Annotated in this window: 22 protein-coding genes; 8 read left to right on the forward strand and 14 right to left on the reverse strand. The window is 72.8% G+C overall.

Annotated elements, in window-relative coordinates; genetic code table 11:
* The coding region (locus AB0K37_RS27780; RefSeq protein WP_363985982.1) for an acyl-CoA dehydrogenase family protein at nt 1–114 on the reverse strand (114 nt) is incomplete at its 3' end.
* A 114-nt stretch (nt 115–228) separates the two neighbouring features.
* Here AB0K37_RS27780 and AB0K37_RS27785 point away from each other — a divergent pair.
* Nucleotides 229–1,563 (forward strand): nucleotide sugar dehydrogenase, encoded by a 1,335-nt coding sequence (locus AB0K37_RS27785; RefSeq protein ID WP_353835109.1) that lies wholly within the window; start codon nt 229–231, stop codon nt 1,561–1,563.
* A 50-nt stretch (nt 1,564–1,613) separates the two neighbouring features.
* Nucleotides 1,614–2,033, forward strand: a complete 420-nt coding sequence (locus AB0K37_RS27790) for a CoA-binding protein (RefSeq protein WP_363985969.1) — start codon at nt 1,614–1,616, stop codon at nt 2,031–2,033.
* A gap of 43 nt (nt 2,034–2,076) precedes the next feature.
* On the opposite strand, the gene purE is transcribed toward AB0K37_RS27790, so the two are convergent.
* Together purE and AB0K37_RS27800 are read right to left on the reverse strand one after the other, a co-directional pair.
* Nucleotides 2,077–2,544 (reverse strand): 5-(carboxyamino)imidazole ribonucleotide mutase, encoded by a 468-nt coding sequence (gene purE / locus AB0K37_RS27795; protein ID WP_363985983.1) that lies wholly within the window; start codon nt 2,542–2,544, stop codon nt 2,077–2,079.
* Between the two features lie 65 nt (nt 2,545–2,609).
* Entirely contained in the window at nt 2,610–3,770 is a 1,161-nt protein-coding gene (locus AB0K37_RS27800) for a 5-(carboxyamino)imidazole ribonucleotide synthase (protein ID WP_363985984.1), read from the reverse strand.
* Nucleotides 3,771–4,060: 290 nt separating this feature from the next.
* Between AB0K37_RS27800 and AB0K37_RS27805 the strand changes: the two genes are divergently transcribed.
* Nucleotides 4,061–4,654 carry a GtrA family protein gene (locus tag AB0K37_RS27805; RefSeq protein WP_363985970.1) on the forward strand — a complete coding sequence of 198 codons (594 nt, stop codon included), beginning with the start codon at nt 4,061–4,063 and terminating at the stop codon, nt 4,652–4,654.
* 14 nt (nt 4,655–4,668) lie between these two features.
* Here the strand turns inward: AB0K37_RS27805 and AB0K37_RS27810 are convergent, their stop codons facing one another.
* The 5 genes from AB0K37_RS27810 to glgX all read right to left on the reverse strand — a co-directional run bounded on the left by AB0K37_RS27810 (nt 4,669) and on the right by glgX (nt 13,213).
* Nucleotides 4,669–5,940 carry an ATP-binding protein gene (locus AB0K37_RS27810; protein ID WP_345187269.1) on the reverse strand — a complete coding sequence of 424 codons (1,272 nt, stop codon included), beginning with the start codon at nt 5,938–5,940 and terminating at the stop codon, nt 4,669–4,671.
* Between the two features lie 99 nt (nt 5,941–6,039).
* The gene (locus AB0K37_RS27815; RefSeq protein ID WP_019629095.1) at nt 6,040–6,711 is read right to left on the reverse strand and encodes a response regulator transcription factor; all 672 of its coding nucleotides are present in this window, start codon (nt 6,709–6,711) and stop codon (nt 6,040–6,042) included.
* 123 nt (nt 6,712–6,834) lie between these two features.
* Nucleotides 6,835–8,688, reverse strand: a complete 1,854-nt coding sequence (gene treZ, locus AB0K37_RS27820; protein WP_363985971.1) for a malto-oligosyltrehalose trehalohydrolase — start codon at nt 8,686–8,688, stop codon at nt 6,835–6,837.
* Entirely contained in the window at nt 8,685–10,973 is a 2,289-nt protein-coding gene (treY, locus tag AB0K37_RS27825) for a malto-oligosyltrehalose synthase (protein ID WP_363985972.1), read from the reverse strand. The genes treZ and treY overlap by 4 nt, the downstream gene beginning before the upstream one ends.
* 74 nt (nt 10,974–11,047) lie before the next feature.
* Complete coding sequence (glgX, locus tag AB0K37_RS27830; RefSeq protein WP_363985973.1) at nt 11,048–13,213, reverse strand: glycogen debranching protein GlgX; 2,166 nt, start codon at nt 13,211–13,213, stop codon at nt 11,048–11,050.
* Between the two features lie 234 nt (nt 13,214–13,447).
* Between glgX and AB0K37_RS27835 the strand changes: the two genes are divergently transcribed.
* Nucleotides 13,448–13,672, forward strand: a complete 225-nt coding sequence (locus AB0K37_RS27835) for a (2Fe-2S)-binding protein (protein ID WP_345187280.1) — start codon at nt 13,448–13,450, stop codon at nt 13,670–13,672.
* Between the two features lie 95 nt (nt 13,673–13,767).
* Complete coding sequence (gene bfr / locus AB0K37_RS27840; protein ID WP_363985974.1) at nt 13,768–14,265, forward strand: bacterioferritin; 498 nt, start codon at nt 13,768–13,770, stop codon at nt 14,263–14,265.
* Between the two features lie 3 nt (nt 14,266–14,268).
* On the opposite strand, the gene AB0K37_RS27845 is transcribed toward bfr, so the two are convergent.
* Both AB0K37_RS27845 and AB0K37_RS27850 read right to left on the reverse strand, forming a co-directional pair.
* A complete protein-coding gene (locus AB0K37_RS27845) occupies nt 14,269–15,276 on the reverse strand; it encodes an adenylate/guanylate cyclase domain-containing protein (protein ID WP_363985975.1) in 1,008 nt (335 codons plus the stop codon).
* 123 nt (nt 15,277–15,399) lie between these two features.
* Complete coding sequence (locus AB0K37_RS27850; RefSeq protein ID WP_363985976.1) at nt 15,400–16,278, reverse strand: biotin--[acetyl-CoA-carboxylase] ligase; 879 nt, start codon at nt 16,276–16,278, stop codon at nt 15,400–15,402.
* Nucleotides 16,279–16,359: 81 nt separating this feature from the next.
* On the opposite strand from AB0K37_RS27850, the gene AB0K37_RS27855 reads away from it, so the two are divergent.
* The gene (locus tag AB0K37_RS27855; RefSeq protein ID WP_363985977.1) at nt 16,360–17,148 is read left to right on the forward strand and encodes an enoyl-CoA hydratase-related protein; all 789 of its coding nucleotides are present in this window, start codon (nt 16,360–16,362) and stop codon (nt 17,146–17,148) included.
* 4 nt (nt 17,149–17,152) lie between these two features.
* Here the strand turns inward: AB0K37_RS27855 and AB0K37_RS27860 are convergent, their stop codons facing one another.
* From AB0K37_RS27860 to AB0K37_RS27875, 4 genes are all read right to left on the reverse strand, one after another.
* Entirely contained in the window at nt 17,153–17,878 is a 726-nt protein-coding gene (locus AB0K37_RS27860; RefSeq protein WP_363985978.1) for a DUF899 family protein, read from the reverse strand.
* Between the two features lie 80 nt (nt 17,879–17,958).
* Nucleotides 17,959–19,170, reverse strand: coding sequence for a DUF6596 domain-containing protein (locus AB0K37_RS27865; protein ID WP_363985979.1), 1,212 nt, complete (start codon nt 19,168–19,170; stop codon nt 17,959–17,961).
* A complete protein-coding gene (locus AB0K37_RS27870) occupies nt 19,167–19,502 on the reverse strand; it encodes a YciI family protein (protein ID WP_363985980.1) in 336 nt (111 codons plus the stop codon). Before AB0K37_RS27870 ends, AB0K37_RS27865 begins: the two co-directional genes overlap by 4 nt.
* A 42-nt stretch (nt 19,503–19,544) precedes the next feature.
* Nucleotides 19,545–22,133, reverse strand: a complete 2,589-nt coding sequence (locus AB0K37_RS27875) for a phosphoenolpyruvate carboxylase (protein ID WP_363985985.1) — start codon at nt 22,131–22,133, stop codon at nt 19,545–19,547.
* 165 nt (nt 22,134–22,298) lie between these two features.
* Here AB0K37_RS27875 and AB0K37_RS27880 point away from each other — a divergent pair, with 165 nt between their 5' ends.
* Together AB0K37_RS27880 and AB0K37_RS27885 are read left to right on the forward strand one after the other, a co-directional pair.
* Nucleotides 22,299–23,891 (forward strand): acyl-CoA carboxylase subunit beta, encoded by a 1,593-nt coding sequence (locus tag AB0K37_RS27880; RefSeq protein WP_363985981.1) that lies wholly within the window; start codon nt 22,299–22,301, stop codon nt 23,889–23,891.
* A 30-nt stretch (nt 23,892–23,921) separates the two neighbouring features.
* On the forward strand, nt 23,922–24,059 hold a 138-nt coding region (locus tag AB0K37_RS27885), incomplete at its 3' end, for an acyl-CoA carboxylase subunit epsilon (RefSeq protein WP_363985986.1).

Genomic DNA, 24,059 nt, shown 5'->3' on the forward strand with positions numbered 1-24,059 from the left:
CTCATCCACCTCCGCCGCGAAAGGAGCGATCTTGGCCTCGGCCAGCTCACGCACCGAACTCCGCAGCAGCTCATGCTCCTCAGACGGCGCGTACGTGGGAAAGTCAGCACTCATGGCGCCGATGCTACCGGCCAGTAGGCAGTGGCGGCCGACGCGGGTACCCGCCCGCAGCGGGCACGTGTCCAGTAAGGCCGCTAGTCGGCGGCAGCGAACGGAGAGGAGCAGGCCTTGTCCCACCGGCTGACGGTCATCGGAACCGGTTACCTCGGCGCGACCCACGCGGCGTGCATGGCCGACCTGGGTTTCGAGGTGCTGGGTCTCGACGTGGACGAGGAGAAGATCGCGCGGCTCTCGGCCGGCGACCTGCCCGTGTACGAGCCGGGGCTCGAACCCGTGCTGCGCAGGGGACTGGAGACCGGGCGGCTGCGCTTCACCACGTCCTACGAGGAGGTCGCGGAGTTCGGCGACGTCCACTTCCTGTGCGTGGGGACCCCGCAGAAGGCCGGGGAGTACGCGGCCGACCTGACCTACGTCGACGGCGCGATCGCGTCGCTGGCGCCGCTGCTGGAGCGGCCCTGCCTGGTCGTCGGCAAGTCGACCGTGCCGGTCGGGACCGCCGCGCGGCTCGGCGAGGCGCTCGCCAAGGCGGCGCCGGCGGGCGGCGACGCCGTGCTCGCCTGGAACCCCGAGTTCCTGCGCGAGGGCTTCGCCGTCCAGGACACCATGCACCCCGACCGGATCGTGGCCGGGCTGCCCGCCGAGCCGGGCGCCGCCGAGCACGCCGAGAAGGTGCTCCGCGAGGTCTACCGGACGATGATCGCCGAGGGGACGCCCTTCATCACCGCCGACTTCCCCACCGCCGAGCTGGTCAAGGTGTCGGCGAACGCGTTCCTCGCCACCAAGATCTCGTTCATCAACGCGATGGCGGAGGTCTGCGAGGCCGCGCACGCGGACGTGACGAAGCTCTCGGAGGCGCTGTCCTACGACGACCGGATCGGCGGCAAGTTCCTCGGCCCGGGGCTGGGGTTCGGCGGCGGCTGCCTGCCGAAGGACATCCGGGCGTTCATGGCCCGGGCGGGCGAGCTCGGCGCCGACCAGGCGCTGACCTTCCTGCGCGAGGTCGACGAGATCAACATCCGGCGCCGGATCCGGATGGTGGACCTCGCCCGCCAGCTGCTCGGCGGCTCCTTCGCCGGGCGGACGGTCGGCGTCCTCGGCGCCGCGTTCAAGCCGAACTCCGACGACGTGCGCGACTCGCCCGCGCTGGACGTGGCCGCCTCCATCCGCGCCCAGGGCGCCCGGGTGACCGTCTACGACCCGCAGGCCATGCGCAACGCGCGCCGCGCCCAGCCGACGCTGGAGTACGGCGAGTCGGCGATGTCGGCCGTCCAGGACGCGCACGCCGTCCTGCTGCTGACCGAGTGGGCGGAGTTCCGCGACATGGACCCGGCCACGGTCGCCGGGGCCGTGGCGGAGCGCAACATCGTGGACGGGCGCAACGCGCTCGACCCCGAGCGGTGGCGCGCGGCCGGGTGGAACTACCGGGCCCTGGGGCGCCCGTGACGCGGGACTGACGCGGAACTAAAGCGGCCGCGGGCGGTGTTGTCGCGGGCATGAGTGCTGACTTCGCCGACCCGGCCGTGATCCGCCGCCTGCTGAACGAGTCGAGGACGTGGGCCTTCGTCGGCCTCGGGGACAACCCGGAGCGGGAGGTCCACACCCAGGCCCGGCTGATGCAGCAGCGCGGGAAGCGGATCATCCCCGTGCACCCGGAGGCGCGCGAGGTGCTCGGCGAGAAGGGGTACGCCTCCCTCGCCGACGTCCCGGACGCCTCCGAGGTGGACGTGGTGGGCGTCTACCGCCGCGCCGAGCACGCCGGGCGGGCGGTGGACGAGGCGATCGCCGCGGGCGCGAAGGCGGTGTGGCTGCCGCTCCAGGTGATCGACGAGGCGGCGGCCCGGCGCGCCAGGGACGCCGGGCTCGACGTCGTCATGGACCGCTGCCCCGCCGTCGAGTGGGCCCTGCGGCGCTGACCGGCGCCTGGACGACCCGCCGCCGCGCGGCGGCGGGCGTCCCTCAGAGCCGCTCTCGCAGCCGAGCGCCCTTCGCCTTGGCCTCCCCGTAGAGGTGCCGCTGGAACACCGCCATCTTGGCCCGCAGGTCGTCGTCGTACGCGGCCAGGATCCGGACGGCCAGCAGCCCGGCGTTGCGGGCCGCGCCGACCGCCACCGTCGCGACGGGGACGCCCGCGGGCATCTGCACGATCGAGAGCAGCGAGTCCATCCCGTCGAGGTACTTCAGCGGGACGGGCACGCCGATCACCGGCAGCGGCGTCACCGAGGCCAGCATGCCCGGCAGGTGCGCGGCGCCGCCCGCCCCCGCGATGATCACGCGGAGGCCGCGGGCCGCCGCGTCCTCCCCGTAGGCGATCATGTCGTGCGGCATGCGGTGCGCGGACACCACGTCGGCCTCGTAGGGGACGCCGAACTCTTCGAGCGCCCTCGCGGCGCCCTCCATCACGGGCCAGTCCGAGTCGCTCCCCATCACCACGCCGACGACCGGGTCGCTCACGCGCGCCTCCTCCTCGAACTCGCTCACCGCACGGGCCCTCATCGAGCATGATCTTTCATGGCGGGGCCCCAGCGCAGGTAGTCGGCGGCGTGCCGGGCGCGCTCGCGGACCTCGGCGAGGTCGGCGCCGAGCGCGGTCACGTGGCCGATCTTGCGTCCGGGGCGGGACTCCTTGCCGTACATGTGCACCTTGACGCCCGGGTCGTGGGCCATCACGTGGATGTAGCGGGGGTACACGTCCGGGTCGTCGCCGCCGAGGACGTTGGCCATGACCGTGTACGGGGCGGTGGGCTCGGTGGAGCCGAGCGGCAGGTCGAGGACGGCCCGCAGGTGCTGCTCGAACTGCGACGTCCGGGCGCCCTCGATGGTCCAGTGCCCGGAGTTGTGCGGGCGCATCGCCAGCTCGTTCACCAGCAGCCCTCCGTCCGTCTCGAAGAGCTCGACGGCGAGGAGGCCGACGACGCCCAGCTCCTCGGCGACGCGCAGGGCGAGGCTCTGCGCCTCGGCGGCGAGGTCCTTCGGCAGGCCGGGCGCGGGCGAGATCACCTCGGTGCAGATGCCGCCCTCCTGGACGGTCTCCACGATCGGGTACGCGGCGCCCTGCCCGTAGGGGGAGCGGGCGACGAGCGCGGCCAGCTCGCGGCCGAAGGCGACGTGCTGCTCCACCATCAGGTCGACGCCCTCGGCCTGCAGCCGCTCGGCGACCTGGGCCTCCGCGAGGTCGCCGACGACCCAGACGCCCTTGCCGTCGTAGCCGCCGCGCGTGGACTTCAGGACCAGCGGCCAGCCGTGCTCGCGGCCGAACGCCTCCAGGAACGCCCGCGGATCGGGCGACGGGACGGGCGCGTAGGCGGGGCAGGGAACGCCGAGCTCGCTCAGGCGTTCGCGCATGACGAGCTTGTCCTGGGCGTGGGCGAGGGCGGCCGACCCGGGCCGGCACGGGACGCCGGTGGCCTCCAGCTTCTGGATGTGCGGCCCCGGGACGTGCTCGTGGTCGAACGTCACCACGTCGCAGCCCTGGGCGAAGGCCAGCAGGTCGTCGAGGGCGCGGTCGTTGCCGACCCGCACGTCCGAGACGACTTTGGCCGCCGACTCGTCCGGCGCACCGGCGAGCACGCGCAGCGACACGCCGAGCGCGATCGCGGCCTGCTGGGTCATCCTTGCGAGCTGCCCTCCGCCCGCCATCCCGACCACGGGCATCTCACGAACCTTCACGTCGAAAGGCTATCGGGCGGGCGGGGCGAACGAACCACGCGGCACCCGCGTCGAACAAGCGTAGGGGAGGTCGAAGGGGTGGGGGGAGAGGGCGCGCGGGGAGCACCGGCGGTGTGTGGGAGGCCCGGCAATGGGCACGGACCGGGGGTGAGCGCGTACCGTTCATGTTCCGGCGTCCCGGGGGCCACGGACGTCTATCCTCGTGGTGCCTCCCCCGTAGTCGCCGGCCGCCCGCCGTGCCCCGCAGTGCAAGCCCGGAAGGACGGTTTCCCTTCGTGAGCCTGGTCGCCAGAATCCACCGGCGGTTCGCGCACCTCATGCGCGAACTGGCCCAGTTCGGCAGCGTGGGCGCCATCGCATTCGTCATCACGTTCGCGATCGGCAACGGCCTGCACACCGGCCTGGGGGTGGGCCCGCTCACGTCCAACGGCGTCGCCACGGTGGTCGCGACGACGTTCTCCTACCTGGCCAACCGCTACTGGACGTTCCGGCACCGCGACCGCACCGGCCTCGGCCGCGAGTACGTGCTGTTCTTCGCGCTGAACGGCGTCGGCCTGGTGATCACCGAGCTGTTCATCGGCTTCTCGCACTACGTCCTCGGGCTGGACGGCGCCGTCTTCTACAACATCGCGCTGGTCATCGGCACCGCCGTGGCGACGCTGTTCCGCTTCTGGTCCTACAAGAAGTGGGTGTTCCTGCCGGCGAGCGCCCCGCACGTCGACCCAGCGTCCGGGCTGCCGGAGGCCCCCTCCGCCGAGCCCGCCGCCGAGGGCCCCGGCGCGACCCGCGCCACCGGCGCCGCCCCGGGCCGCGCGCCCCGGCTGCGGCGCCCCCTCGACCGGACGGCCGAGGACTACGCCGAGATCTGACCGGCGCCGGAACCTCAGGCAGGGCCCATGACCACGCGTTCGGCGGCCAGCCGGACCTCGGCGGCCTGGCGCAGGAAGACCCCGAAGACCGCGGGACGTGACTGGATCAGCTCCAGGCGCCCGCCGTCCACCACCGCCAGCGAGCGGGCCAGGTAGAGGCCGAGGCCGGTGCCGCGGCCGCCGGAGACGCTGCGCTCGAAGATGCGGGGCTCCAGCTCCGACGGGATCCCCTCGCCCTCGTCGCCGACCTCGACCACCACCGAGCTCGCGCCCGGTTTGGTGTGGATGGTCACGGTGCCGGCGCCGTGCGTCAGCGAGTTCTCCAGGAGCGTGGCCACGATCTGGGAGAGGCCCTCGGGATGGGTCATGCCGACCAGGCCCTGCTCGCCGATGATCCGCACGTCCCGTCCGGCCTTGCGGAAGCTCGGCCGCCACTCCTCGACCTGCTGCGCGATGATCTCGTCGATGGGGGACGGCACCGCGCCGCCGGTGCGGTCGTGCCGGGCGCGGGCGAGCAGCTGCTCGACGACCGCGACGAGCCGCTCGGCCTGCGCGACCGCCGCCGCCCCCTCCTCCCGGACGACGTCGGGGTAGTCGGCGGCGTCGATCATCTCTTCCAGGCGCATCGACAGCGCGGTGAGCGGGGTGCGGAGCTGGTGGCTCGCGTCGGCCGCGAACTCGCGGCTGGCGACCAGCAGATCGGTGATGCGGACGGCGCTGCGGTCCAACACCTCGGCGACCCGGTCGACCTCGGGGATGCCGTAGCGGCGCGGGCGGGGCCGGGCGTTGCCGCTGCCGAGCCGGTCGGCGGTCTCGGCGAGGTCGACCAGCGGCAGCGTCAGCCTGCGGGCCTGCACCATCGCCAGGCCGACCGTGACGGCCACGCCGAGCAGGGCCAGGCTGCCGACGAGCAGGAGCAGCCGCAGCGCGGCGTCGCGGACCTGTGCCTCCGGGCGCGACACCCGCACCCGGACGCGGCCCTGCGCCGCCGTCGCCGACAGGACGCGACCGCGCCGCTGCGGACCGGCGGTAAGCGTCCGGCCGTCCGGCAGCGTGATCGAGACGTGCCGGCCCGGGTACTCCCGGGCGAGGACCGCGGGGGTCACCGGCTGGCGCGCCTCCAGGCTGTATCCCACGCCGCCGGCGATCGAGGACGCCTCCCGGTCGAGCGACCGGCCGGCCTCCTCGTAGACGAGCTTGTGCGCGGCGTAGGCGAGGGGTATGCCGAGCAGGAGCAGCGCGACCACCGCCACCGCGAGCGTCGACAGGAGCAGTCGGCGCCTCATCTGGGCTCCTTCAGGGGTGGGGCCGCGGACCGTGCGGCACGCGCCCCGGGGGCCTCTCGGGAAGGCCCCCGGCGTCCCGCCGGGCCGCGGCGGCCGGAGCTAGTCGCCGCGCTCGAACCGGAAGCCGACGCCCCGCACCGTGGTGATGTAGCGGGGACTGCCGGCGTCGTCGCCGAGCTTGCGGCGCAGCCAGGAAATATGCATGTCGAGGGTCTTGGTGGAACCCCACCAGTTGGTGTCCCACACCTCGCGCATGATCTGTTCGCGGGTCACGACCTTGCCCGCGTCCCGCACGAGGACGCGCAGCAGGTCGAACTCCTTGGTGGTGAGCTGCAGCTCCTGGTCGCCCATCCAGGCGCGGCGCGACTCGGCGTCGATCCGCACCCCCTGGACGATCGGAGTCTCGGTGCTGCCCCGGCGCAGCAGAGCGCGCACCCGCGCGAGCAGCTCCGCCAGCCGGAACGGCTTGGTCACATAGTCGTCCGCGCCCGCGTCCAGCCCGACGACGGTGTCGACTTCGTCGGCACGGGCGGTCAGGATCAGGATGGGCACGCCGTGCCCCTCGGCCCGCACCCGGCGGGCCACCTCAAGGCCGTCCAGCTCGGGAAGGCCGAGATCGAGGACGATCAGGTCCACGCCGCCCCCGAGCGCCCGCTCCAGCGCCTGAGGGCCGTCGGGGCTGACTTCGACGGTGTACCCCTCGCGACGCAGCGCGCGGGCGAGAGGCTCGGAGATGGACGTGTCGTCCTCGGCGAGCAGTACTGAGGTCATGAACCGATCGTATGACCAAACTTGACCTTTGCTCGGCTACCGCCGCGCTCTTGACCTGCGGTTTGCCACTCGTAGTACATCAACGATCACCATTTTTCAGTCGCGATCGGGATGTAGGCCGCATCACGCCCGCAGTGCGGGGACCCCGGCCAGGTCGAGGACCGCGACCGAGGCGCCCGGCAGCACCACCGAGGCCGTTCCGGAATCGCCGAGTCCGACCGGGTCAAGGCGAATCGCCGGATCTGACGCGATCAGCAGCCCTGGGGCGGCCTCGCCGGAACCGGGCACCGGAACCAGGACGGGCCGGTCACCGAGGTTCGCCGCCACGCACACCGAGCCGCGCCGCACGGTCAGCCACCGCGCCGCGACGTCGTCCGCCCCGTCGTCCGTTTCGCCGGGCGCCCCGTCGTGCGTCTCGACCGTCGTCGCGGTCAGCCGGGGATCGTTCAACTCCGGCCGGGAGCGGCGCAGCGCGATCAGGTCGCGGTGCCATCCGAGCAGGTCGGCGTGCGGCGGCCGGTCCGGTTCGGCCCAGTCGAGGACGGACCGGCGGAAAGTTTCCACAGCCTGTGGATCGGGGACCTCGCCGCTCCAGCCGTGCCGGGAGAACTCGCGCCGCCGCCCCTCGCTGACCGCGCGCGCCAGCTCCGGGTCCTGGTGGTCGGTGAAGTAGCACCACGGGGTCGTGGCGCCCCATTCCTCACCCATGAAGAGCATGGGCGTGAAAGGCGAGAGCAGGAGCAGCGCCGCGCCGACTTTGAGCAGGCCGGGGGACGGCAGAAGGGCGCCGATGCGGTCGCCCGCCGCGCGGTTGCCCACCTGGTCGTGGTTCTGCAGGAAACCGAGGAACCTGTGCGCGGGCGTCTCCCGGACATTCACAGGTCGGCCGTGATGCCGTCCCCTATAGGTCGACATGGTGCCGTCGTGCACGAAGGCTCTGGTGAAGGCCTTCTTCAGGGTTTCCAGAGAGCCGAAGTCGCAGTAGTAGCCCTGCCTCTCACCGGTGAGCGCGGCGTGCAGGGCGTGGTGGAAGTCGTCGCTCCACTGGGCGTCCAGCCCGTACCCGCCCGCTTCTCTGGACGTCACCAGGCGCGGGTCGTTCAGGTCCGATTCGGCGATGAGGAACAGTTCCCGGCCGAGGTGGGCCGAAAGCGCAGCCACGGCGCGTCCCATCTCTTCCAAGAGATGCACCGCGCCGTGGTCGTTGATGGCATGGACGGCGTCGAGGCGCAGCCCGTCCAGGTGGTAGTCGCGCAACCACATCATGGCGTTCTGGACGGCGAACGCGCGAACCTCGTCCGACCCTTCCTGGTCGAAGTTCACGGCGTCGCCCCACGGGGTGGCATGGGCGCTCGTGAAGTAGGGGCCGAAGCTTCCCAGGCGATTCCCGTCCGGTCCCAGATGGTTGTAGACGACGTCCAGCACTACGGCCAGACCGCGCGCATGGGCGGCGTCCACGAAACGCTTCAGACCGTCCGGCCCGCCATAGGGCTCGTGCGGCGCCCAAAGGTGAACACCGTCATAACCCCAGCCGTGACGGCCGGGGAAGGACGCGACCGGCAGCAGTTCCACGGCGTCGATGCCGAGTGCCGCCAAGTGGTCGAGACGTTCGATCGCAGCGGCGAACGTGCCTTCGGGCGTGAACGTGCCCACGTGCATCTCGTACAGGACGCTTCCGGCGAGCGGGCGGCCGTGCCAGTGCCGGTCGGTCCAGGCGAACCGTCCGTGGTCGTAGACGCGGCTCTGACCGTGGACGCCGTCGGGCTGCCAGGGCGAACGCGGGTCGGGCAGCACTTCGTCCGCCCCGTCCAGGACGAACCCGTAGTCGGTGCCGTGGGAGGCGTCCGGGACCACGGCCTCCCACCATCCGGAAGGCCCCGAATCGGAGGACCGCGGTTCCATGGCGTACCGGACGCCGCCCGCCTCGACGTCCACGCGGCCGGCGGCCGGGGCCCACACCTCGAAACGCGCGCTCACCGATCGATCACCCGGGGGACGAGCAGCGCGACGGGAAGGTGCTCGAACACGCGCGTGGCGTCCAGGATCGGGCCCATGTGCGTGCAGCCGGTCAGGACGTCCCGCCAGCCCTGACGGCGGACGTCCACGCGCGTCCCCTTCCAGCCCCCGCGGCTCTCCAGCCCCACGGGGAGCCGGGTGGCGAGCGCGACGGCCTCGCCCCGGGCGAACCCCACGACGTGGTCGGCGGCGGGCCCGCGCGCGGTGATCGGCTCGTGCCGGGAACCGGGCCCGAACCACTCCGGATGGGACCGGCGCAGCCGCAGCGCCCGGGACGTGACCAGCAGCTTCTCGTCGTCCACCTCCTTCGGCTGCCGCCCGGTGTCGAGCCGGAACAGGTGCTCGCGGCGCCGCCCGTAGTCGACCGGCCGCCGGTTGTCGGGGTCGACCAGCGACAGGCCCGTCATCTCACATCCCTGGTAGACGTCCGGGACGCCCGGCATCGCCAGCTGGACGAGCTTCTGCCCGAGCGTGTTCACGCGCGCGTACGGGGCCAGCTTCGCGACGAACGACGTCATGTCGGTCACCAGGTCCGGATCGGCCAGGACGGCGCGCGCGTACTCCAGGACGGCCTCCTCATAGCCGGAGTCCTGTTCGGCCCAGGAAGTGCGCGTCTTGGCCTCGCGCATCGCCTTGGTGAGGAACTCCTCCAGCCTTCCGATGGTGAGCGGCCACGCACCCACGAGCGTCTGCCAGAACAGGTATTCCAGGTCCGGTTCCAGGGGTGATGTGCCGGGACCCCAGTTCCGCCACCGGTCCACCGATTCGGCCCAATCCGCGGGCAGTTCCGACAACACCGCCAGCCAGGCCCGCACGTCCTCCTCGCGCTTGGTGTCGTGCGTGGACAGCGTCGTCATCGTCAACGGCCAGTCGCGGGCAAGCCGGATGCAGAACGCGTGGAAGTCCGGCTGCCCGACGCTGAACCGGCCCGGCGCGCCGCCCACCTCGTTCAGCGCGGCCATCCGGTTCCAGCGGTAGAACGCCGTGTCCTCCACGCCCTTGGCGGCGAGCGGGGACGAGGTCTGCTGGAACCGCACGATGAACTCGGCGTCGGTGCGCTCACCGCGCCCCAGGGCCAGGTCCACGATGACGTCGAGGTCGCCGTGCATGTCCTCCGGCAGGTGCGCGCGCGCACGGCGGGCGGCCTCGTTCACGACGTCCACGGCCTGCTGGGGAGCGTCCTCCCCGGGCACGACGTACGCGCGGTAGACGGGCATGGAGACCAGCAGTTCGACCAGTGCCCTCTCCAGGCCCGGACGGCGCTCGCCCACGACCCGGGCGAGGACGCGCTGGAGCCGCTCGATCTCGGGCTTGAGGCCGTGCTCGGCGGCGTGCGTCCGGGCGTCGCGCTCGACCTCCTCGAAGGAGGCCGGGTTGCCCGTGAGCGACACGTAGTAGTCGGTCAGCGGCCTCTCCCCCGCGGGGTCGAGGAACAGCCCGCCGATCATGCCGAGCGCGTCGTAGCCGGTGGTGCCCGCGCACGGCCAGTCCGGCGGCAGCCGCTCCTCCCCCTCAGTGATCTTCTCGACGAGCAGCCAGCGGTCCGGCGCGGCCTCGGCGAGCCGCCGCAGGTAGCCGCGCGGGTCGGCGAGCCCGTCGGGATGGTCGACGCGCAGCCCGTCCACCAGGCCGTCCCTGACCAGGTTCAGCAGCAGCGCGTGCGTGCGCTCGAAGACCTCCGCGTCCTCCTGCCGCAGCCCGATCAGGCCGGAGATGTCGAAGAAGCGCCGGTAGTTGGGCTCGCCCTCGCCGGGCGGGACGAGCCGCCCGCCGCCGGCCTCCCAGTCGACGTCGAACCACCCGGCGAACCGCGACCGCGGCCCCTCCGCCAGGACGTCGGCGAAGGGCAGGTTCAGCCCGGCCGGCTCCGGGATCGCCATGTGGTTCGGGACGACGTCCACCAGCACCCGGAGCCCGTGCGCCCGGAACCGGGTCACCATGGCGCCGAACGCCTCCGGCCCGCCCAGCTCCTCCGACAGCCGGGCGTGGTCGACGACGTCGTAGCCGTGCGTGGAGCCCGGCGCGGCCTGCAGGACCGGCGACAGGTAGACGTGCGACACGCCGAGGGCCGCCAGGTAGGGGGCCAGCGCCGCGGCGTCGGCGAACCCGAAGTGCGCCTCGGGCGTTCCTCGGAGCTGGAGGCGGTAGGTGCCGGTCGGCGGCGCGGCGAGGGCGTCCTCCTCCGGGACGCCGCGGTCCACGCGTTCGGATGTCTCCGCCCGTTCGGGCCTGTGGTCCTCGGACACGGTTTCCTCGGGGGGTTCGGTGACGGGCATCGGTTCCTCGGGGGCGGGCTCGGCCTCCATCTCGTACCCCCGCCTCAGACCCGGCGCATGACCTGGATGGACCGGGCGGCGACCGGCACGTTCTCGCGGGACTTCACGACGGGCGACTCCTCCTCGGCGAGCAGCGGATCGGCGGTGTCGAGCACCTTTATCCACATCTGCCCGTACAGCACGGGCGGAAGCGCGAACGGCAGGTCCCCGTCATGGGCGTTGATCAGCAGCAGGAACGAGGCGTCCCTGACCTGCCGTCCGCGCCGGTCCGGTTCGCCGATCGCGTCGCCGTTCAGGAACACGGTCAGCGACTTGTTGAAGCCGGCGGACCAGTCGCGGCCGGTCATCTCCGCCCCGCCGGGCGTGAACCAGACGAGGTCGGGCAGATCCTCGGGTCTCGCTCCCGCGCGGGTGCGCCGGGAGCTCTCGTCGCCGCCGCTGAAGAAGCGCCGCCGCCGGAACACCGGATGCTCGGTGCGCAGTGCCGACAGGCGGCGGACGAAGTCGAGCAGCGGGCCGCGCTCGTCGAAGAACGTGTCGTCGCGCAGGCCCGTCCAGTCGACCCACGACAGCTCGCTGTCCTGGCAGTAGGCGTTGTTGTTGCCCCCCTGCGTCCGCCCTATCTCGTCGCCGTGCAGGAGCATCGGCACGCCCTGCGACAGGAACAGGGTGGTCAGGAAGTTGCGCTTCTGCCGCTCGCGCAGCGAGATGATGTCGAGGTCGTCGGTCTCGCCCTCGTGGCCGCAGTTCCACGACCGGTTGTCGTCGGTGCCGTCCCGGTTCCCCTCCCCGTTGGCCTCGTTGTGCTTGCCGTCGTAGGAGACGAGGTCGTGCAGCGTGAAGCCGTCATGGCAGGTCACGAAGTTGATCGAGGCGATGGGGCGGCGGCCGTCGTCGGCGTACAGGTCGGACGAGCCCGTCAGCCGGGAGGCGAAGTCGGGCAGCGTGCCCGGCTGCCCGCGCCAGTAGTCGCGCGTCGTGTCCCGGTACTGGCCGTTCCATTCCGTCCACAGCGGCGGGAAGTTGCCGACCTGGTAGCCGCCCTCCCCCACGTCCCACGGCTCGGCGATCAGCTTGACCTGCGAGACCACCGGGTCCTGCTGGACGAGGTCGAAGAACGCCGACAGCCGGTCCACCGCGTGCAGCTCGCGGGCCAGCGTCGCGGCGAGGTCGAAGCGGAACCCGTCCACGTGCATCTCGGTCACCCAGAACCGCAGCGAGTCCATGATCAGCTGCAGGACGTGGGGGCTGCGCATCAGCAGGCTGTTGCCGGTGCCCGTGGTGTCCATGTAGTAGCGGCCGTCGTCCTCCGTGAGCCGGTAGTACGAGGCGTTGTCGATGCCGCGGAACGACAGCGTCGGCCCGAGGTGGTTGCCCTCGGCGGTGTGGTTGTAGACGACGTCCAGGATCACCTCGATCCCGGCCTCGTGCAGCGACTTCACCATCGCCTTGAACTCCAGCACCTGCTCGCCGCGCTGGCCGGACGAGGAGTACTCGTTGTGCGGCGCGAAGAAGCCGATGGTGTTGTAGCCCCAGTAGTTGCGCAGCCCGCGGCTCGTCAGCGCGTCGTCGTGGACGAACTGGTGGACGGGCATCAACTCGACCGCCGTCACCCCGATCGAGCGCAGATGGTCCGTGATCACCGGATGGCCGAGCGCCGCGTACGTGCCGCGCATCGCCGGCGGGATGTCCGGATGCCGGGCGGTGAGCCCCTTGACGTGCGCCTCGTAGATCACCGTCTCGTGGTAGGGGGTGCGGGGCGGGCGGTCGTCCCCCCAGTCGAAGTAGGGGCTGACGACCACCGACCGCATCGTGTGGCGCGCCGAGTCGGCGTCGTTGCGCGACCAGGGGTCTCCGAAGTTGTATCCGAAGCACGCCTCGTCCCAGTCGACCTGGCCTTCGACGGCCTGGGCGTACGGGTCGAGCAGCAGCTTCGAGGGGTTGCAGCGCAGGCCGCGCGGCGGATCGTACGGCCCGTGCACCCGGAACCCGTACCGGCGGCCCGGCATGACGCCCGGCAGGTAGCCGTGCCACACGAAGGCGTCCACCTCCGGCAGCGTCAGCCGCGTCTCCTCACCGTCGCCCGCGGGTCCGTCGAACAGGCACAGCTCCACCTTCTCGGCCACCTCGGAGAAGACGGCGAAGTTCGTCCCCGCGCCGTCGAACCGGGCCCCCAGGGGGTAGGCGTCACCCGGCCAAACCTGAGCCAATTGGTCCGCCCTTCGTAGGGTGCGGCGCCGGGCGCCCGAGCGCGCACGTACCGGGGGCCGCACCCCGGGAGCCCTTCCCTCTGGGGGATGGATCACACCGATCGGGACCCCACTGGCCAGAACGGACATCCGTGGGTTACGTTAGGGGAGCCTTACCTTAATGAGGACGCCCTAACCGGCGCCGGTGGGGCACTCTGCGAAGAGGACGAGCCGCACGGAAGGTCTCCCACCGGAATGTACGTCTGCATCTGCAACGCCGTCACCGAGGACGACGTTCACGGCTGCATGGCGAGCGGTTGCACGACGGCCAAGGCCGTCAAGGCGGCCTGCGGCTTCAAGCCGGGCTGCGGTCTGTGCACCAAACGCATCCACACGATGGTCAGCGAGTACCGCGCCTCCACGGCCCTGGCGGACGCCCTGCTCGGCGGCAACGACCCCGCGTCCACGACCGCCGCCTGAGCAGACCGCTCCCTTACGTTCCGTTCCAATACAGGAACGCACTGTGTGCGATTAGGTACTGTCCCGGATCCGGCCCGGCATGGAAGCATGGGGCCATGGAAGGCGACAACGACATCATCGCTCTGCTGAACGAGCAGCTCACCGCCGAGCTCACGGCGATCAACCAGTACTTCCTGCACTCCAAGATGCAGGAGAACTGGGGCTTCACCCGCATCGCCAAGCACACCCGCGACGAGTCCTTCGACGAGATGCGGCACGCGGAGCGGCTCACCGACCGGATCCTGTTCCTGGAGGGCCTGCCGAACTACCAGAAGCTCGGCACCCTGCGCATCGGGCAGACGATCGTCGAGCAGCTCAAGGCGGACCTGGAGATCGAGATGGAGGCCGTGGCCCGGCTGCGGCCCGGCATCGAGCTGATGCGCTCGCGCGGCGACGTCACCTCCGCACGGATCTTCGAGGACATCCTCGCCGACGAGGAGGAGCACATCGACTACCTGGAGACCGAGCTGAGCCTCGTCCAGGCCCTCGGCGAGCAGAACTACCTGCAGCGCCTCACCGAATCGCCCGGCGAGGGCGGCCCGAGCCCCGTGTGAGCCCTACGGCGCCCGCCCGCCGCTCCTGCGCAGCACGTACGGCTGGATGATGCCGAGACCGCGGACCGGGCGCTTGACGATCCGCGTGACCTCGTAGCCCGGCGCCTTCTCCAGGCACGCCGCCAGCTCCGCGTCGATCACCACCGCGCCCGGCCGGGCGAGCGAGGTGAGCCGGGCCGCGAGGTTCACGGTCGTGCCGAACACGTCGCCCATCAGCGGCAGGACGGGCCCGTGGGCGACGCCGACCCGCACGTCCGGGACTTCGGTCTCGTCCTGGATCGCCGCCGCCACCGTCAGCGCGATCTCCGCGCCGATCTCCGGCGTCGCCGCGCTGAACAGCACCTCGTCGCCGAGCGTCTTCACCAGCCGGCCGCCGCAGGAGGCGATGATGTCCGCGGCGGTCTCCTCGAACCACTCCACGACGCGGGCGAGCTCGATCTCCTCCAGCTCCCGGCTGACCTGGGTGAAGGAGACCATGTCCGCGAACCCGACCGTGGTCATCGGCCGGCCCGCCGAATCGCCGTTCTCCCGGCTCGCCGCCGCGGCCAGCGCCCGCGTCCCCGCGGCCGCGAGCTGCCGCCGCCAGGCGTGCAGGACCAGCGGCTCGAAGTCGCCGATGTGCTTCTCGGCGATGTCCACCACCGTGTCCACCGCCTGCGCGGACGGCGTCTCGGTCAGGTCCTGCGTCAGCATGCTGCGCAGCAGGTTGACCTGCCATTCGGCGAGCCTCGTCATGGTCTGGCCGAACGCCCTGACCAGCCGGATCACGCCGTCCTCGTCGAGGATCCCGTCGTCGACGAGCCTGCGGAGACGGTCCAGCGCCGCCACGTCGCCCTCGGTGTAGGCGATCGTCTCGTCGGGCATCGACGGATAGCCGAACGCCCGCCAGATCCGTCCGGCGAAGTCCCGGGACACGCCGGACAGCCGGACGGCCTCGACGCGGTTGTACCGCAGCTCGCCGCCCAGCAGGAGCTCTTCGATCTCCTTCGGATCCGGCAATCCGGCCGCCATCATCCGCCCCTCAGTCCGCGGCCGCCGTGGGCCGTGGCGGCGGCGTCGTGAATCGGTACCCGCACATATCGTCGCAGATCAGCATCAACGTCAACGGGCGGATGCCGGATCGCCTCGTCCCGTTCACCGGACGTGCACCACATCGCCCGCACTGACCGCCGTGTCGCCGGCCGGTCCGGCCACCACGAGGCGGCCCTCCTCGTCCACGTCCCGCGCCGTCCCGGTCAGCCGCTCGCCGCCGGGCATCTCCACCCGCACCTCGCGGCCGAGGGTCGCGCACAGGTCCCGGTACGCGGTGCGCAGCCCGCTGCTCTCCGGATCGCCGCCGAGCGCCGTCCACTCCTGGTACCAGGTGCCGAACTCGCGCAGGATCGCCCGCAGCAGCGGCGCCCGGTCGCTGAGCGGCGCACCCTCGATCGCGAGGGACGTCGCGGTCGGCACCGGCAGTTCCTCCTCGCGCAGCCCCACGTTCAGCCCGACCCCGACCACGAGCCCGCCGTCGACCATCTCGGCGAGGATCCCGGCGAGCTTGCGGTCCCCGACCAGCACGTCGTTCGGCCACTTGAGGCGCACGTCCACCGCGGTGTCGCCTCTCTCACCGCCCTCGCCGCCGGCGCCGAGGAACCCCTCCCCCGCCTGAGACCAGGCGGTCATCCGGCGGAGGGCGGTGGCGACCGCGACGCCGGTCAGCAGCGACGCCCACGCGAACCGCGCCACCGGCACGCGGGGACGCAGCAGCATCGAGAACATCAGCCCCGACCGCGGCGGCGCCGTCCAGGTCCGCCCGAGCCGCCCGCGGCCCGCCGTCTGCAGCTCGGTGACCAGCACCGTCCCCTCCGGCGCGCCCTCCCGCGCCCGCTCCGCGAGGTCGGCGTTGGTGGACCCGGTCTCCTCCACCACGCGGACGTCCCGCCACAACCCGCCCTCCCGCACGAGCGCGCGCCGCAGCGCCGCCTCGTGCAACGGCGGCCGGCCGAGATCCCCATACCGTGAGTCGCTCACACCACCAATCCAACCCCATCACGAATTCGATCTTGGGACCGGCGTCCGGGCGCGGCGGCCTCGCTCGTTAGGGTGCCCCCTATGGATGGTGCGACGCTGGATGGTGTGACGCTGCGGCGCGACGGGCACGTCGCGGAGATCGTGCTGGACCGGCCCGAGGCCCTCAACGCGCTGTCGACCGCGATGGCCCGGCGCCTCGCGGACGTGTGCGCCGAGGTCGCGGCGGACGCGTCGGTCCGCGCCGTGGTCCTCAGCGCCGCCGGGGAGAAGGCGTTCTGCGTGGGCGCCGACCTCAAGGAGCGCAACGCGATGAGCGACGAGGAGATCCTCGCGCAGCGCCCCGTCTTCCGCGCCGCGTTCGGCGGCGTCCTGAACCTCCCGCAGCCGGTGGTCGCGGCCGTGCACGGCTACGCCCTCGGCGGCGGCTGCGAGTTCGCGCTGTCCGCCGACATCATCGTCGCGGACGAGTCGGCCGTGTTCGGCCTCCCCGAGGTGGGCGTCGGCCTCGTGCCCGGCGGCGGCGGAACCCAGCTCGCGCTGCGCCGCCTCGGCCCCGGCAAGGCCGCCGACCTGGTCTTCACCGGCCGCCGCCTCGGCATCGAGGAGGCCCTCGCCTACGGCCTCGCCGACCGCCGGGTCCCCGCGGGCACCGCCCGCGAGGAGGCCCTCGGCATCGCCGCGGTCATCGCCGGCAACTCCCCCACCGCCGTCCGCGCCGCCAAGCGCGCGATGCGCCAGGGCGGCGGCACCGCCCTGGAAGCCGCCCTCGACCTCGAAGAGAACGCCTGGCGCACCGTCGCCTTCTCCGCCGACCGCCGCGAGGGCATCGCCGCCTTCAACGAGAAGCGCAAGCCCGTCTGGCCCGGCTGAGGTTCTAGGTCAGGGCGTCGGAGCGGCCTGCCTTCAGGCGGGGCCACTGGGCCGTCGGGCGGCCGTCGGTGCGGAAGAAGCCGCCGTCGACCGACCCTTCGCGCGGCCAGCCTTCGGGTGAGTCCTCCCAGTCCTCCTGGCGCCCGTAGACGGACATGTCCATGAGCGAGTAGGCGATGTCCATGGCCTCGACGCCGCGGCCGTTCGTCCAGTAGGTCTCGAAGACGCGGTCGCCGTCCCGCAGGTAGAAGACCAGGTGGAACATGCCGGCCCGGCGGCCGGCGAGCAGGGTCCCGGCGGAGTCCTGGGCGGAGTACCAGGGCATCTCCCAGCCCATGAAGTCGCGGTACCGGACGCTCTCCTCGTAGGGGCCCTGGCACAGCGTGGCGTAGGTGATGCCGGCGGCGTGCAGGTTGGACAGCTCCCTGACCTGGCCGTTGAAGTACGTGCAGCCGTCGCACTGCTCGGCGGCGGGCCGACCGGTGGACCACATCATGTAGTACGCGATCAGCTGGCGGCGGCCCTCGAAGGCGTCCAGCAGCGTGACGGGGCCGTCCGGGCCGGTCAGGGGCGCCGAGGCGTCCACCTCCACCATCGGCAGCCGCCGCCGCGCCGCCGCGATCGCGTCGCCCGCGCGGGTGTGGGCCTTCTCCCGCACCCGCAGGGCGTCCAGTTCGGCCTGCCAGGCGGCCCGGTCGACCACCTCGGGCATCGGCGTCGTGGAGTTCATGGCTTCCCTTCCTCTCGGTGGACCGTCACCCCACCGACGAAGGGCGCCCGCCGGGATCGACACCCGCGGCGAAGAATTTCTCAGAGTTCGCGGAGGCGGCGCGCCAGATAGCGGCGCTCGGGCTCGGTGGGCGCGAGCTCCAGCGCCTCCTCGTACGCCGCTCCGGCCTCGGCGGCGCGGCCGGAGCGGCGGAGCAGGTCGGCGCGGGTCGCGGGCAGGAGGTGGTAGCCGGCGAGCCTCCCCGACGCCGCGAGCTCGTCGACGAGGGCGAGGCCGGCCGGGACGCCGTCCGTCATCGCGACCGCCACGGCGCGGTTGAGGTCCACGACCGGGGACGGCGCCAGCCGGGCCAGCTCGCCGTACAGGGCCGCGATCTGCGGCCAGTCGGTGGCCGCCGCGTCGGGCGCGGTGGCGTGGCAGGCGGCGATGGCGGCCTGCACCTGGTAGGGACCCGGACGCCGCATCGCGACCGCCCGGTCGAGCGTCTCCACGCCTTCGGCGATGAGCGCCCGGTCCCATCGGGACCTGTCCTGGTCCTCCAGGGTGACCAGGACGCCGCCGTCCGTGCGGGTGGGGCGGCGGGCCTCGTGCAGCAGCATCAGCGCGAGCAGCCCTCGCGGCTCGGGTTCGGCCGGCATCAGCCGGACGAGCACGCGCGCCAGGTGGACGGCCTCGGCCGCCGGCCCCCGCCGCCCCTCCTCGCCGTAGCCCTCGTTGTAGATCAGGTAGAGCACCGCGAGGACGGCGGCGAGGCGCCGCGGGAGATCCGCGGCCGCCGGGACCCGGTACGGGATGCCCGCCTCCCGGATCTTGCGCTTCGCGCGGACCAGGCGCTGCGCCATCGCGGGTTCGGCGGTCAGGAACGCCCTGGCGATCTCGGCGGTGCTCAGCCCGGCCAGCGTGCGCAGGGTGAGCGCGACCCGGGCCGGGAACGGCAGCGCCGGGTGGCAGCAGGTGAAGATCAGCCTGAGCCGCTCGTCGGGGATGTCCTCCTCCGCGGGCTCACCGCCGCCGCCGGCCGCGAGCAGGCGCAGCTTGGCCGCGCTGGCCGCGTCGCGGCGCAGCCGGTCGAGCGCGCGGTTGCGGGCCGCCGTGGTGAGCCAGGCGCCCGGGCGGCGCGGGACGCCGTCGCGGGGCCAGCTCGCCAGCGCGGCGGCGAAGGCGTCCTGCGCGCAGTCCTCCGCCAGGTCCCAGTCGCCGGTGGCCGCGATCAGGGTGGCGACGACCTGGCCCCACTCGTCCCGGTACGCCGCGTCGACGGCCGCCCGCACGCGCTCGCCGGGCGCGGTCATTCCCAGAGGGGGCGGATCTCGACGCCGCCCCAGCGCGCGTAGGGATGGCCGGCGGCGATCTCGATCGCCTCGTCCAGGTCCGCGCACTCGATGATCAGCAGACCGCCGACGAAGTCCTTGGTCTCGGCGAACGGCCCGTCGGCGACCAGGGTCTCCCCGTCGCGGACCCGGACCGTGGTCGCGTCCGCCACGGGCCGCAGCCGCGCGCCGACGAGCTTGGCGCCGCGCCGGTCCAGATCCGCCTGCCACGCCCGGTGCCCCGGATCGGCCGCCAGCTCCTCGTTGCTCGGCGAGACCGACTCGTCGTCGCAGATGAGCAGCGCGTACCTCATGAGCCCATTCTCCCAGGGAGCGACCCCCTGGGAAGGCACACGTCAGCCCGTGTTCTGGAGGCCGGCGGCGACGCCGTTCACCGACAGCAGGAGCAGGTCCTCCAGGTGGGCGCGCTCCGCGTCGTCCTCCACGCCCGCGCGCAGCGCCTTCAGGGCCCGCAGCTGGAGGTGGGAGAGCGCGTCCACGTAGGGGTTGCGGAGCTCGACCGCGCGGGAGAGGACCCTGCGGTTCTCCAGGAGGCGGTCGTGGCCGGTGACCGCCAGGACGAGGCGGCGGGTGCGGTCGTACTCGGTCAGGACGGTCTCGGAGAGCCCGGGGCGCTCGCCGAGGGCCAGGTAGCGCTCGGCGATCGCCCGGTCGGACTTGGCGAGGCTCATCTCGGCGTTGTCGAGGAGGGTGTTGAACAGCGGCCACGCCTCGTAGGCCTCGCGGAGCTCGGCGACGTCGCGGCCGTCGTCGGAGACGGCGGCGAGGCCGCTGCCGAGGCCGTACCAGCCGGGGAGGTTGACGCGGGTCTGCGTCCAGGCGAACACCCAGGGGATGGCGCGCAGGTCCTCCAGGCCGCGGGCGGCCTTGCGGCGGGCCGGGCGGGAGCCGATGCGCAGCTCGGCGATCTCCTCCAGGGGGCTGACCCGGGCGAACCAGACGGCGAAGTCCTCGGTCTCGATGAGGGCCCGGAAGGCGGCCCTCGCCGCCTCGCTGATCTTGTCGGCGAGGGGGCGGAAGCGGGCGGCCGCCTCGCGGGCGCGGTCCTGGACGGCGTCGGTCGAGGCGAGCAGGACGGCGCTGGTGACCTGCTCGACGTGCCGCTTGGCGATCTCGGCGTGGCCGTACCGGGCGAAGATGACCTCGCCCTGCTCGGTGACCTTGAAGCGGCCCGCGACCGAGCCCGGCGCCTGCGCCAGGATCGCCCGGTTCGCGGGTCCGCCGCCGCGGCCCAGGGAGCCGCCGCGGCCGTGGAACAGCGTGAGCTTCACGCCGCCCCGGGCCGCCCACGCGGCGAGGGCCTCCTGCGTGTCGTAGAGCCGCAGCGTGGCGCTGGTCGGGCCGAGCTGCTTGGCCGAGTCGGAGTAGCCGAGCATGACCTCCAGGCGGCGGCCGGTGTCCTCCAGGCGGCGCCGCACGGCCGGGATCTCCAGCATCCCGTCGAGGACGGACGGCGCACGCTCCAGGTCCTCGCCGGTCTCGAACAGCGGGATCACGTCCAGGACGGGGGCGCCGCCGCCGAGGGTCTCGGCGAGGGCGTGCACGTTGGCGATGTCCTCGGCGGAGCGGGTGAAGGAGACGATGTAGCGGTGGCAGGCGCGGACGCCGAACCGCTGCTGGATCCAGGCGATGACCCGGAGCGTCTCCAGGATCTCCTCGGTCATCTCCGAGCGCGGGCCTCCGGAGCGCACCTCCGCGAGGGCCTTCTCGTGCAGCTCGGAGTGCTGGCGGATCTCCAGCTCGGCGAGGTGGAAGCCGAACGTCTCGACCTGCCAGATGAGCTGCTGGACGCGCCCGTAGGCCTGCCGGGGGGCGCCCGCGGCGGCGAGGGAGTCCTGCACGGCGCGCAGGTCGGCGAGCAGCTCCTCCGGGGAGGCGTAGGCGAGGTCGGCGTCGCGCTCGCGGGTCGCGGAGATGCGGGCGGCGGCGTGCAGGAGGAACTGGCGGTGCGGCTCCCCGGGCGACCGCTTGGCCGTCTCGCCGAGCAGCCGCGGGTGGGCGGTCCGGGCGGCGGCGAGGGCGTTCAGCAGGTCGCCGGACGCCGGGGTCGTCGACTCGTGGACGGTCAGCTCCCGGCCGATCCGGGCGCACGCCGCCTCCAGGGCGCGCAGGACGTGGTCCGCCTGGATCATGACGGCGTCCCGGGTGACCTGCGCGGTGACGTAGGGGTTGCCGTCGCGGTCGCCGCCGATCCAGCTGCCGAACCGCAGGTAGGGGCGCGCCTTCGGCGGCCGGGCGCCGGAGCCCTCGCCGTCCAGGGCGCGGTCCAGGGACCGGTAGACGTGCGGGACGACCCGGAAGATCGTCTCGTCGAACGCGGCCATCGCGGTGCGGACCTCGTCCAGCGGGTCCATCTGCGAGACCCGGCGCAGCGCGGTCCGCCACAGCAGGTCGATCTCCTCGCGGAGGCTGCGCTCGGTCTCCTCGCGCTCGCTCGCGCCGGGGTCGCCGTTCAGCCGGGCCAGCAGGTCGCTGATCCGCTGGATGGCGGTGACGACCGCGCGGCGGCGGGCCTCGGTGGGGTGCGCGGTGAACACCGGCCGGAACTCCAGGCCCTCGACGACCGCGTCGAGCCGGCCGTCGCCCGCGGCGCGGATCTCCTCGACCGCGGCGGCCACGGACCCGGCGACGGCGCCGCCGGTGTCGCGCTCCCGGAGCGTCCGGATGCGGTGGTGCTCCTCGGCCAGGTTCGTCAGGTGGAAGTACACGGTGAACGCGCGGGCGACCTGCCCGGCGCGCTCCAGCGACCAGCCGTCGACGAGGGCGGCGACGTCGTCCCCGCCCGTCTCGCCGCGGCGGGCCGCGATCACCGCGTGGCGGAGCCGCTCGACGTCGTCCAGAAGCCCCGGGCCGCCGTACTCCACGAGGGAGTCGCCGAGCATGGCGCCGAGCAGCCGCACGTCGCGGCGCAGCGGTTCGGGCATGTCCTGCCGGAGGATGTCTCGCGTCTTCGTAGCCACCCGACCAAGGGTAACGAGAGGCCGCGAGGCGCTTCCCCACCGGCCCGCGCCTCCCGCGGGCCCGCGTCCGTCCCGGTCAGCGGGCCCCGGCCGCGTGCGCGGCATCAGCGGGCGGTTACCCTGGCGCGCATGGCGATGGAAGCCCCTGAACCCCCGGTGGACTACGACATCCACACCACGGCGGGAAAGATCGCGGATCTGGAACGGCGCCGTTACGAGGCGGTGCACGCCGGCTCGGCGCGCGCCGTGGAGAAGCAGCACGCCAAGGGCAAGATGACGGCCCGGGAGCGGATCGACGCGCTCCTGGACCCCGGCTCGTTCGTCGAGTTCGACGAGATGGCGCGGCACCGCTCCACCAACTTCGGGATGGAGAAGAACCGCCCCTACGGCGACGGCGTCGTCACCGGGTACGGCACGGTGGACGGACGTCCCGTCGCGGTCTTCAGCCAGGACTTCACCGTCTCCGGCGGCTCCCTCGGCGAGGTCTTCGGCGAGAAGATCTGCAAGGTCATGGACCACGCGGTCACGACCGGCTGCCCGGTGATCGGCATCAACGACTCCGGCGGCGCGCGGATCCAGGAGGGCGTGGTCGCGCTCGGCCTGTACGCGGAGATCTTCAAGCGGAACGTGCACGCCTCCGGCGTCATCCCGCAGATCTCGCTGGTCATGGGGCCGTGCGCGGGCGGGGCCGTGTACTCCCCCGCGATCACCGACTTCATCGTCATGGTGGACCAGACGTCCCACATGTTCATCACCGGGCCGGACGTCATCAAGACGGTCACCGGCGAGGAGGTGACCATGGAGGAGCTCGGCGGCGCCCACTCGCACAACTCGCGCTCCGGGGTCGCCCACTACCAGGGGTCGGACGAGGACGACGCGATCGAGTACGTCAAGGCGCTGCTGTCGTACCTGCCGTCGAACAACCTCTCGGACGCGCCCGCGTTCGACGTGCCCGTCGACCCCTCCGAGGTGGACGAGGAGCTCGACTCCCTCATCCCCGACTCGCCGAACCAGCCGTACGACATGCACACCGCCATCGAGCACGTGCTGGACGACGGCGAGTTCCTGGAGGTCCAGGCGCTGTACGCGCCCAACATCATCGTCGGCTTCGGCCGGGTGGAGGGCCACTCGGTCGGCATCGTCGCCAACCAGCCGATGCAGTTCGCCGGGACGCTCGACATCGACGCCTCCGAGAAGGCCGCCCGGTTCGTCCGGACGTGCGACGCCTTCAACATCCCGGTGCTGACGTTCGTGGACGTCCCGGGCTTCCTGCCCGGCACCGACCAGGAGTGGAACGGGATCATCCGGCGCGGCGCGAAGCTCCTGTACGCCTACGCCGAGGCCACCGTCCCGCTCGTCACGGTCATCACCCGCAAGGCCTACGGCGGCGCCTACGACGTCATGGGGTCCAAGCACCTCGGCGCCGACATCAACCTGGCCTGGCCGACCGCGCAGATCGCCGTGATGGGCGCGCAGGGCGCGGTGAACATCCTGTACCGGCGCGAGCTGGCCGCCGCGGACGACCCCGACGCCCGCCGCGCCGAGCTGATCACCGAGTACGAGGACGCGCTCGCCAATCCCTACATCGCGGCGGACCGCGGCTACATCGACAACGTGATCAAGCCGTCCGAGACGCGCGGGCAGGTGGTGCGGGCGCTGCGGGCGCTGCGCGAGAAGCGCAAGACCCTGCCGCCCAAGAAGCATGGGAACATCCCGCTCTAGCGGGGACACGCCCGGAATGTTGGAGATCTTGTGACCGCCGACAGCACGCCGTTCCTCCGGGTCGTCCGCGGCGACCCGGGTCCGGAGGAGGTCGCGGCGCTCGTCGCCGTGCTGACCGCCCGCGCCAGGGCCGCCGCCGCGTCCCGCGACGGCGCGGCCGGGGCCGCG

It is taken from the genome of Actinomadura sp. NPDC049753 (assembly GCF_040674655.1).
In the GTDB taxonomy this organism is placed as follows: Bacteria; Actinomycetota; Actinomycetes; order Streptosporangiales; family Streptosporangiaceae; genus Spirillospora; species Spirillospora verrucosospora.